The sequence below is a fragment of the Hugenholtzia roseola DSM 9546 genome (assembly GCF_000422585.1).
Classification (GTDB): Bacteria; Bacteroidota; Bacteroidia; order Cytophagales; family Bernardetiaceae; genus Hugenholtzia; species Hugenholtzia roseola.
The window spans coordinates 76,864-83,929 of sequence record NZ_AUGI01000036.1 but is presented as its reverse complement, the minus strand read 5'-3'; the positions used below and the strand labels follow the sequence as shown (position 1 = coordinate 83,929).

The window sequence follows — 7,066 nt, the reverse complement described above, 5'->3', positions numbered from 1 at the left end:
TTGTAACTCGCTGATTATCAAGGAATTGTACATGTTAGAAAAATAAAAGCGTAAAACAACGCAAAGATAACAAAATTCCGTTCATAAACTCTATTGAAAAAATGTTATTTTTCATTACGCAAGTCTTCTATTTGTTCAATAGTTAAGCCTGTTGCTTTTTCTATAAAAATATTATCAGAATCTAATAAAATCAAGTTTTTCGCAATTTCAATCGCTTTTTCTTGTTTAGCCCTCCATTCTGCCTCAACTTTCAAAGAAAGTGCTTCGCTTGCCTTTACGTGTAAATAATCCAAATAGCGATTGTAGCCATAAGTTTGTTCTTGATTCAGACGCATAACATCTAAAACTTCTTTTGCTTCTGCCAAACCTTTTGCCTTAAAATTATCTTTTACTTCACTATTTTTTAGAAAATATACCCATTCGTCCAAAGTATCTTTGGCTACATCATTGAATTGATTTACTTTGATAATGTAATATTCGGGGAAAATATCCGATATATTTTGTTTGGTAAAAGTTTCTTTTTGTTTATTTGAAAGTTGTAAAAGGTCGTGTTCGTGCAGACCCTGAAAATTAGTTGTCCCTTTATAGACATAATCTTTACCTTGTCCTAAATCAAAATAAACGATATTGACAGAAATTACTTTTTTGATTTCGGAATAAGACTGCCCCAAACTCAAATTTTCCGTTAGAGCTTTTGAAGCCCCATACGCCATGCGATGGAAATAATCGATTTCGTAAGTATTTTGAATCTCTACGATAACAAGCTCATTTTTAGCGTTTTGCACCAAAATATCGACGCGATTGTACTTATCTTGTTCGGTTTCCTGATTGCCCTCGCTTTCCAAAATCTTTTGAATTTTGATGTCTTCAAAAAGAAGTTCGGATAGGAAACCTTCCAACACAACAAAGTTAGCCTTGTTGCGAAGGAGTTTTTTCACTGCCCAATCGAAGCGGATTAGTCTTTTGCTCATGGTTTTCTGTTTTTCACAAAGATACGAAAAAAAGAAAAAGCAAGTTCCAAAAGTGGGAGCTTGCTTTTTATTTTCAAAAGCATCTGTCTGCTCGTCAGCCCCATCTTTTTCTAAACTGATGTTGTGTGCTGTTATTTTATGCATTTCCTGTCATTAATTTCGCTATTCGTTCACAGTTATTTATTCCCATTTTATTTAGGATATTACGGATTCTATTTTCAAAATTATTTTGTCCAGTTCTAATTTTTAATATTTCTTTCTTCAGTTCTTCTTCAGAAAATTGAAGTTTTATTTTTATATCTTTAAAATCTTCAAAATTTAATTCTGTATAATCAGAAAATCCAACACAACCTTTTTCCTTTTTGTAAAATAACCAAGGGTGTCCAACCCATAATTGATGCCAAGTGTTTGATTTATTCTCAAAAATATTTTCCCATTCGTTGAGATTACCTATGTCTCCGCAGCAGGTTGGTTCGATTATTAAAATTTCATTTTCAATGATTGATATACCACCTTTTATTCTACTAACTTGTTCTTCAAAATCATCTAATTCAACTTCTTTCAATTCATTTTTAATAATTTCTTCAAGTTCTCTATCATTAATTGTTTCAATATCCACCAAATAAGAACTTTTTTTGATTGCTTTTAAATTTTCTATATTTTTATCTAAAATACACCTTAACCAAAACTCATTCCATTCGTCAGGCAGTTCAGATGAACTGCCATTAGGAAATTCATACTCTTTTTCAGAATAGTTATACGGGCTAAGTTCTATTGTATTTATTAGTTTCAATTTACGATAGTTTTTTATAATATCACACAACATGCAGTTACACGCAATTCCTTGCGCTTTTTCAAAATTTTTTCGTATCCAAAAGGCTTTGTCCCCTTCGATAATAAGATTCACAGAAGCAACTTTCAAAGCCCAATCCCTTGTACGTTTTTATCCGTCGCAAGTTACACCTTTTCCCCAAAGGGTGCAAGTTTTTTTGACTTTTTTGTAATTAAAATTTGTAAAAGCCTTTCAAACCTATAAGATTTTTAAAATCTTATAGGTTTTATGTTTTAATAAACTACCATTCGTAGTTGCGCGTCGGAATGTTCCAACGTAGGGCAAATTGACTGATGGCGGCATTGCTGGTAAAACGCGCTAAGTCCGATTCAGAGCGTCTTATCGTTTGCTCGAAGTCTATAAAAAGGTTGTGGCGCAGTTGGTAAGAAGCCGAAAGACGCAAAAATAGAAGGTTTGTCGCCTGCCCTTGTCCAATGCTGTTGTTGTATTCGTTGGTAAGTTGTATGGTAGAATTGTCTAAAAGTAAATTACTACCCCAATTTTCGCCTGCACCGTCTTTTCCTTGCACAATATAAAAAGCCCTGCCCGTAATTTGCAGGCGAGCAAGCGGCTGATAGCGTACAATGCCTATTATTTCCCTAAAATTCGCGCCCAAAGGGTGTGCCAAAGGTTGGCGATAATGCACATAATTAGACAAATTCAAGACATCAAAGTGAGTGTAGGTATAGGGGCGCACCCAGTTAATTTCGGCTTGCAGGTCGAGGTTTGAAATTTTGAAGGCATCAACGTATTTAGCCCCAATTTGTACGGCTTGCTTGTTTGCCCACCAGCCCGTATCTCCGAAAACCTCATCTAAGACAAACTCATCTAAGACCAGTTGCCCATATAATTGCATGTTTTTTACAAAATTCCATTTGAAATCTAAACCTAAAAAGGCGTTATCCGAACTGCCCAACCCCTGCTCTACAAAGCGATAGAAAATGAACGGATTGAGATAACCCAACTCCAAAGTAGAACCATTGGATTGGTCGCGCCTGCCATAGACAATACTTTCAAAGATGCCAATGTTTAAATTTTTGGTCAGATTCAAACTAAGATGGTGCAGCGCAAAGAATTTTTTGGGATATAAAGAGCTTGCTCGCAATACATCGGCATTCATCTGACTGAAAATGTTGGTGTATTTGAGTCGCCAAAATTGGGTCTGTAACTTCAAAAATAAATGCGGCGCGGCAAAATCAGAAAGCAAGAGCGAGCGGTAGCCATTTCCGATAAATACCTTGTCGTGTCCGAACTGCACCTCTACAAAGGGCGAGGCTTTGAATTGGATATAGCCTTGTGCGCGAAGGAAATCTACGCCATTTTCATTGAAACGCTTGGCAAAACCTTCATTGGGGACAACCATATTATCGACGGCAAGTAGGCTCAAAGAATCCACTACTTGCTTGACGTATGCAGGAAAAACCGCCTGCGTTTCCGCCAAATAAGTGTAAAAACCTAACCTGCGCCCCAAAGTACCATAGACGACTGCGCCGCGCGTATTGATAGAATTTAGATAATCTTGTGTATTATCTCTGCCGATTCCTACGTGCAGAACGGGATTGACGTGTAGGTCGAAATCGTACCTTCCTTTTTCCAACCTTTGTGCATAGTGTTCGTTTCGGACAGCAAAAAAATCGTTCTGATGCTTGTAAAAATGTTTTAAAATTGCTTTTTTGCTGCGGGAGGTAGAATCGCCTACCTTAGACCAACTTCGGTTGTCGATTGCCAAATACTGCAAATTAAAGCGGTCGGCAGCCGAAAAATTGTCCTGCGAAGCCTGCTGGCTCGAATCGCGCTGCCCCATTTTTAGGTAGAGGCTATCGACAAAAATACCTATCGCCTCACGGCTATAAGGTTTGACTGCGCCAAAATGCACAGGGCTAAAATTGCGTTGCCTGATTTCATAACGCTCTATAAGCCACTGATAATCGGCATTATACATCGGGTTTGTAGATTGTCCGTAAAGGGCAGAGCTAAGGGGGGCGGAAAACAACAAGGCGGCACTTCCAAGCAAAGCCCAAAGCAGGGAGCGGAAAACGACGAAAAAGTTTGGCTGCATCATATCAAGATTCTTAAAAAAAGGTCTATTGCCACAAATGTACCTTAATTTTTAATAGGTGCAAAAAAAAGCCGCGATTTGTGTGAGGAGCTTTTTGTTCAAATTTGTTGTTTTCACTACCTTCATTTCTTAGGCTCTGAAACTACTCCCAACATTTGCCAAACATTCCTACCCTACAAAAGATTTTATGCGCAAAGAAGGCTGCAAAAAGCAGAAAACGAATAAAAATTGTATCTTTGTATCCTCAATACGCATTTTCACCCTTAGCGCATTCTCCCGAATGAAAATCAATCTCCATACGCACAAAACTACTTTCGAAGCACGCCATAACGGTATTGAAGTGGCTGAAAATCAGGCACTTTTAGCTGCCATTGGCGCAAGTTCCATCGAGCAGCTTATCGCTGAAACTATTCCTGCCGATATTCGCCTGCAAAAGCCGCTGGATTTGCCCGCTCCGCTTTCAGAAATTGAATTTTTAGACGACCTCAAACAGATTGCCGCCCAAAATCAGGTCTTCCGTTCCTTTATTGGCATGGGATATTACGAAACCCTGACCCCGACAGTGGTGTTGCGCAATATCATGGAAAACCCCGGTTGGTACACTGCCTACACGCCCTATCAGGCAGAAATTGCACAGGGACGCTTGGAGATGTTAATTAACTTTCAGACCCTTATCACCGACTTGACAGGTTTGCCTATCGCCAATGCTTCCCTTTTAGACGAAGGCACAGCGGCGGCAGAGGCGTTGCGCCTTTTGCAGGTAACCGTTCCGAAAGAAAAGAAAAATGCAAACCAGTTTTTTGTGTCGGAAAAGTGCCACCCCCAAACGATAGCCGTTTTGAAGAATCGGGCAGAGCCTTTGGGAATAGAATTGCTTATCGGCGATTGGAAAAAAGTAGATTTGACCAATGCCAACCTTTTTGGGGCAATCTTACAATATCCCGACACAGAAGGAAAGGTAGATAATTTCACCGATTTTATCGCCGCCGCCAATGAAAACAAGGTACGTGTAGCCCTTGCCACTGACCTTTTAGCCTTAGCACTTTTGCCTTCGGCAGGCACTTTGGGTGCAGATGTAGCCTTCGGTTCGGCGCAGCGTCTGGGTGTGCCTATGGGCTATGGCGGTCCTCATGCCGCATTTTTTGCTACCAAAGATGAGTACAAACGCCAAATTGCAGGTAGAATTATTGGCATTTCGAAAGATGCACAAGGCAATTTTGCCTATCGCATGGCACTACAAACGCGCGAGCAGCACATCAAGCGCGAAAAGGCAACTTCTAATATCTGCACCGCGCAGGTGCTTTTGGCTGTAATGGCAGCCGCCTATGGTGTGTATCATGGGGCAGAGGGGATTCGCCAAATTGCAGAGCGTCTGCATGGTTTTGCCAAACTTACCCAAATCGGCTTGGAAAAATTAGATTTAGAAAAGTTTGGTATGAAAGTTTTGCACCAAAATTATTTCGATACCCTCACCCTTCATAATACCGACCTTGCCTTGCAAGCCAAAGTGAGAGAGGCGGCTGAGGCGGCACAATTCAATTTCCGTTATTACGAAAATGGAAATATCGGCATTGCTTTTGGCGAAAGAGCAACCGTAGGCGATTTGCAGACTATTTTCGACATCTTCAAAACGGCTACCCAATCCGCTACCACTTTTGATTTGGCGCAGGCAGCCCAAAATGTAGAAATTGCGCCACAAAGAGCCGTAGATTATCTGCAACACCCTGTCTTTAAAAACCATCGTACCGAACATGAAATGTTGCGCTATTTGAAGCGTTTGGAAAATAAAGACCTTTCTATGGTTCATTCGATGATTTCTTTGGGCAGTTGTACGATGAAACTCAACGCGACGACGGAAATGATACCCGTTACATGGCGTGAGTTTGGTGGCATGCACCCTTTCGCACCCTTAGAACAGGCAAAAGGCTACCAGATTATTCTACAAAACTTAGAAAAATGGCTCTGTCAAGCGACAGGTTTTGATGCCGTTTCTTTGCAGCCCAATTCGGGAGCGCAGGGCGAGTATGCAGGTCTGATGACCATTCGCGCCTATCATATCGCAAGGGGCGATTCGCACCGAAACATTGCCCTGATTCCTACCTCTGCCCATGGCACAAACCCCGCCAGTGCAGTGATGGCAGGCATGGAGGTTGTTTTGGTCAAATGCGACGACAACGGCAATATTGATGTAGCCGATTTGCGCCAAAAGGCTGAAAAATACAAAGATACCTTAGCAGCCCTGATGGTTACGTATCCTTCTACGCATGGCGTTTTCGAGGAGGCGATTCGCGAAATTTGTCAGACGATACATGATTTTGGCGGCAGAGTCTATATGGACGGCGCGAATATGAACGCCCAAGTAGGCTTGACAAGTCCTGCCAATATTGGTGCAGATGTGTGCCACTTGAATTTGCACAAAACGTTTTGTATTCCGCATGGGGGCGGCGGTCCGGGCATGGGACCTATCGGCGTTGTCAAAGACCTTGCGCCTTATCTGCCTTCTCACCCTATCATTGGCACAGGCGGCGAAGCAGGCATAGACCCTGTGTCGGCTGCGCCTTATGGCTCGGCTTCTATTTTGCTTATCTCTTATGCCTATATTGCTATGATGGGCGGCGAGGGTTTGAAACGTGCCACCGAACGCGCCATTCTCAATGCCAATTATCTCAAAAACAAACTAGAAGGACACTATCCTGTTCTTTATGTGGGCAAAAATGGCAGATGCGCACACGAATTTATTTTGGATTGTAGAAACTTCAAAAAAACTGCCGATATTGAAGTAACTGACATCGCCAAACGCTTAATGGATTACGGCTTTCATGCCCCAACGGTATCTTTCCCTGTGGCAGGAACGCTGATGATTGAGCCTACCGAAAGCGAAACACAGGCAGAATTAGACCGTTTTGCCGAAGCCCTGATTGCCATTCGTTTGGAGATTGCTGAAATAGAACAAGGCAAGGCAGACGCACAAAACAATGTCTTGAAAAATTCGCCTCATACGGCGGCTCTCCTATTGGCAGACGAGTGGCACTACCCTTATAGCCGTCAGAAAGCGGCTTATCCTTTGGAATGGGTACGCGAGCGCAAGTTCTGGGTCAGTGTAAGCCGTATCGATAATGCCTATGGTGATAGAAATTTGATATGCAGCTGTTTGCCTTTGGAGGCTTATGCCGAAGAAGCGAATTAAGAATTTTAATCTATATC

4 protein-coding genes are annotated in these 7,066 nt (G+C 41.6%); 1 reads left to right on the top strand and 3 read right to left on the bottom strand.

The genetic code is table 11. From position 1 onward, the window contains the following. Positions 1-104: 104 nt before the first annotated feature. From G500_RS0103510 to G500_RS0103500, 3 genes are all read right to left on the bottom strand, one after another. Positions 105-1,115 carry an Rpn family recombination-promoting nuclease/putative transposase gene (locus tag G500_RS0103510; RefSeq protein WP_211220128.1) on the bottom strand — a complete coding sequence of 337 codons (1,011 nt, stop codon included), beginning with the start codon at positions 1,113-1,115 and terminating at the stop codon, positions 105-107. Further along, on the bottom strand, positions 1,108-1,893 hold the full coding sequence (locus G500_RS0103505; protein ID WP_211220127.1) for a hypothetical protein: 786 nt from the start codon (positions 1,891-1,893) through the stop codon (positions 1,108-1,110). The genes G500_RS0103510 and G500_RS0103505 overlap by 8 nt, the downstream gene beginning before the upstream one ends. Before the next feature lie 151 nt (positions 1,894-2,044). Further along, on the bottom strand, positions 2,045-3,865 hold the full coding sequence (locus G500_RS0103500; protein WP_086047797.1) for a hypothetical protein: 1,821 nt from the start codon (positions 3,863-3,865) through the stop codon (positions 2,045-2,047). Positions 3,866-4,142: 277 nt separating this feature from the next. On the opposite strand from G500_RS0103500, the gene gcvP reads away from it, so the two are divergent. After that, entirely contained in the window at positions 4,143-7,049 is a 2,907-nt protein-coding gene (gene gcvP, locus G500_RS0103495) for an aminomethyl-transferring glycine dehydrogenase (RefSeq protein ID WP_027001579.1), read from the top strand. Positions 7,050-7,066: the final 17 nt, after the last annotated feature.